3 protein-coding genes are annotated in these 3619 nt (G+C 49.3%); all 3 read left to right on the forward strand.

Going from position 1 to position 3619, the window contains the following annotated elements; genetic code table 11:
• The coding region (locus WCO51_11095) for an iron-containing alcohol dehydrogenase (GenBank protein MEI6513800.1) at positions 1–1956 on the forward strand (1956 nt) is incomplete at its 5' end.
• Positions 1957–2525: 569 nt separating this feature from the next.
• Positions 2526–3131 carry an NYN domain-containing protein gene (locus WCO51_11100; GenBank protein MEI6513801.1) on the forward strand — a complete coding sequence of 202 codons (606 nt, stop codon included), beginning with the start codon at positions 2526–2528 and terminating at the stop codon, positions 3129–3131.
• A gap of 108 nt (positions 3132–3239) precedes the next feature.
• The coding region (locus WCO51_11105; GenBank protein ID MEI6513802.1) for a hypothetical protein at positions 3240–3619 on the forward strand (380 nt) is incomplete at its 3' end.

Here is a 3619-nt window from a genome sequence, read left to right on the forward strand (position 1 = left end):
GAAGTAGGGCGTGAGATTATGAAACTGGCCGCTGATACAGTTAAGAAGGTATCACTGGAACTGGGCGGCAAATCGGCCAACATCATACTGGATGATGCCGACATTGAGCTGGCAGTGGAAGGCGCCTGCTACGGCACATTCTTCCACCAGGGGCAGGTATGTTCATCTGGCACCAGAGTGCTGGTACAGGCAAAGATGTATGATCAGTTCATCGAAAAAATGAAGAAACGCGCAGAACTGTTGCGCGTCGGATATCAGCTTGATGCCAAATCCCACCTGGGTCCCCTGGTAAACAAGGAACAGCTGGCAACCGTCGAGCGCTATGTCAAGATCGGCAAAGACGAGGGCGCAGAGCTGATCACAGGCGGCAAACGCGTTGAAGTGCCCGGGATGCCCGAAGGCAACTACTATGCCCCAACCATCTTTGCCAAAGTGAACAATAAAATGCGCATCGCCCAGGAGGAGATCTTCGGGCCGGTTGTCTGCGTAATTAAATATGACAGCGACGAAGAAGCGCTTGCTATAGCCAATGATTCCATGTACGGCCTGGCTGGCGGCGTGTTTTCCAGCAACAATGCCAGGGCCCAGCGCCTGGCCAATTCCGTCCGAACTGGAACGATGTGGATCAACAATTATCATATTTTCTCGGACTTCTGCCCGTTTGGAGGTTACAAACAATCGGGCCTCGGGCGTGATTTCGGCATGGAGTCCCTGCATGAATATACGCAGATGAAGCGTGTCCATGTCAATTCCATGGCCCATAGCCATACCAATATGTATTTCCAGTTGCTGTCGGACTACAAAAAAGTAGACGGCTTTTCTTACAGCTGTCCCACCACAGTGGTGTCCGGTCACGGTGCCCTGTCTTCTATTAGCAAGGCGATCGTGGACTTGGGCTGTAAACGTGCACTTATACTCACCGATCCAGGCGTGAAAGGGGCCGGGCTCGCCGATATGGTTAAAAATGCTCTGGCGGATTTCTGTGTTGGTATATTCGACAAAATTCCGGCTGACCCTGACCTGGAAGCAGTGGATGCTGCAACTGAGGCGGCAAGGGAGTTGAAGGCCGACTGCATCGTGAGTGTGGGCGGCGGCAGCGTCATGGATACTGCCAAGGGTGTGTGTGTTACCCTCAAGAACGGCGGCAAAGCCAATGATTATCTTAACTTCCTAGTGTTGACCGAGCCGCAAACACCTCACATCGCTATTCCGACCACCTCGGGTACCGGCAGCGAGGTGACCAATGTTGCAGTGCTTACCAGTCATGGCGCCGGGCGCAAGCTGTTCATCGTAGACCCTAAGATTATGCCGAATGTGGCCATACTCGATCCGTGCTTCACCGTTGGGCTACCCAAATCATTAACAGTAACCACCGCCATGGACGCTATGACGCATGCCATCGAGGCCATGACCAGCACCATGGCGAACCTGATCTGCGATGGTATGGCGTTGCAGGCCATCAGGCTGATCAATGAAAACCTTCCCCTTGCCGTGAAAGACGGTAAGGATGAAAAGGCCAGGATACATCTTCAGGTAGCAGCCACCATGGCCGGCTGGGCCTTTACTGTTGCTCAGGTCGGACTGGCTCATGGCATGGCGCATACTATCGGCGCCCTGCACCATGTACCCCATGGAGCGGCATGCGGCATCATCCTTCCCAAGGTTATGCGTTACAATGTCGAAACATCTGCTGATAAACTGGCCCAGGTAGCGCATGCCCTGGGTGTAAATGTCAAAGGTATGTCGGAAAAAGATGCCGCTCTGGCGGCAGCCGATGCCATTGAAGCGCTGATGCAAAAAGTGGGGCATCCCATGAGGCTGCGTGATGTGGGCGTTCCTGAAGAGAATCTGCCGATTTGCGCCTTCCATGCAATCGCCGACACAGCTGTTATCTTCAACGGGCGGCCGGTCAGCGATCCCAATGATATAATCCAGTTGTATTCACAGGCGTATTAAACAGCTTTATGCAAAAACAAGTAGGGGTGCCCTGATCCCGGGGCACCCCTATTAGCACACATCGCCATAATACTGCTACATAATAGGCTGTAAGCACAGTATGAGCAACTTCTGGAGTCCTGGAATAAGCTTTGCCTTTTCAAACAGGAGTTCGGGAACCGTCCAGTGTCCCCCGCCATTTTACTGAAGCTAAAACAGTAACCACTCTGGACGGATCCCGAACTTTCTTGTCTGTGGGCTGTTATCACGAAGGGTTAATCAAGTTCCAGATTGGTAATGGCACACTAAATCAGGTAATCTGATTTTCACAAATTAGCTTCTATTCAAGCCGCCAGAAGCGAAACCATCACCATTTTAGTTTCGATGGTGGGTGCTGATGTTACCATTCGCTCTTAAGGTGACTTTTTCACTGAACAGTTAAGGATGTGACAAAATCATAGAACATTAACACTGGCCAGACTGAGAGTTGACAAAGGCTATGGCAATCTATAACATATTAAGTAACTCTTCCTCGCCGTTCAGCCCTACAAGGTTGAACTGGCGAGGTTTGTTTTTATGGATGATGTCTGATGATATCTAAGAAGCTAATACTGTTCATTGACGACAAGAATATTTATAGGGGTGCCAGAAGAGCATTCTTCACCGATACTGATCCACACTATCATGGTCAAATAAATCCCATAGAATTGGGGAATTTAATATGTTCTCGTTCACCTGAAGGTGAAGCAAGGATACTAAGTCAGGTAAGAATTTATACAGGGAGCCCTGATGCCACAAAACAACCGCAGGCCTATGCTGCACACTGTAAACAACGCAACGAATGGTTGAGGCTCGGTGCTAAAGTAATTACCCGGACACTAAAATATCCGATCAATTGGCCGGTAACCAGGCCTGAACAAAAGGGTGTAGATGTTGCTTTGGCTGTTGATTTTGTTACTTCGGGAATCGATCTCGAATACGAGGTTGGTGTCATAGCTTCTACGGATACAGATTTAAAACCGGCTATAGAGTACGTGAATAAGAAACTCAGAAATATTTGCCAGACCGAAGTATTAGCATGGCACAGTCCAAGGAGTAGAAGCAGGCTTAGTATTCGCGCATCAAACATATGGTGTTATTGGCTTGACGCTAATGATTATGAGCATGTTTCAGATTTGACGGATTATAACCGTTAGATTATCAGTGATAGCTCTTAAAATGCTATGTGGAATAATCAATGGTCAGGAGGGTGACACACCCTATCCACAGAGACTATCTAAGGCTCACATAGAGGCGTGGATATAATGGCCGAAGATAAAGAGGAACTGAAGCGACTGCGCCGTCAGTTGGATAAAATAACCGTCGAACGAGACGGTTTGCTCGCCGAAAATCGCCGGCTATATCGTGAATTCGGTAAACCACGGAAATCTAAGCCCATAAATCAGTCAGGTCTTATCAGCACCACTTCGGATTCTTTAGTCACTGGTTCCAGGACTCTCAACAACGACTCCCCTTTATCAGAGAAGAGCAGGCTATTTCGCTTCCTGTTTCGTGGACGCGAAGACGTGTTTGCCAGACAATGGTGGAGCCAGAAAAGCCAGAAGATAGGCTACAGCCCGCTTTGCAATCTCGAATGGAACCGGACCTGGTGCGGCAAACCAGGAATAAAGTGTGGCGACTGCAC

It is taken from the genome of bacterium, from assembly GCA_037131655.1.
Lineage (GTDB): Bacteria > Armatimonadota > Fimbriimonadia > Fimbriimonadales > JBAXQP01 > JBAXQP01.

Coding starts and splice junctions, on each gene's coding strand:
- WCO51_11100 (MEI6513801.1), top strand. CDS start 2,526: ATGATATCTAAGAAGCTAATACTGTTCATTGACGACAAGAATATTTAT.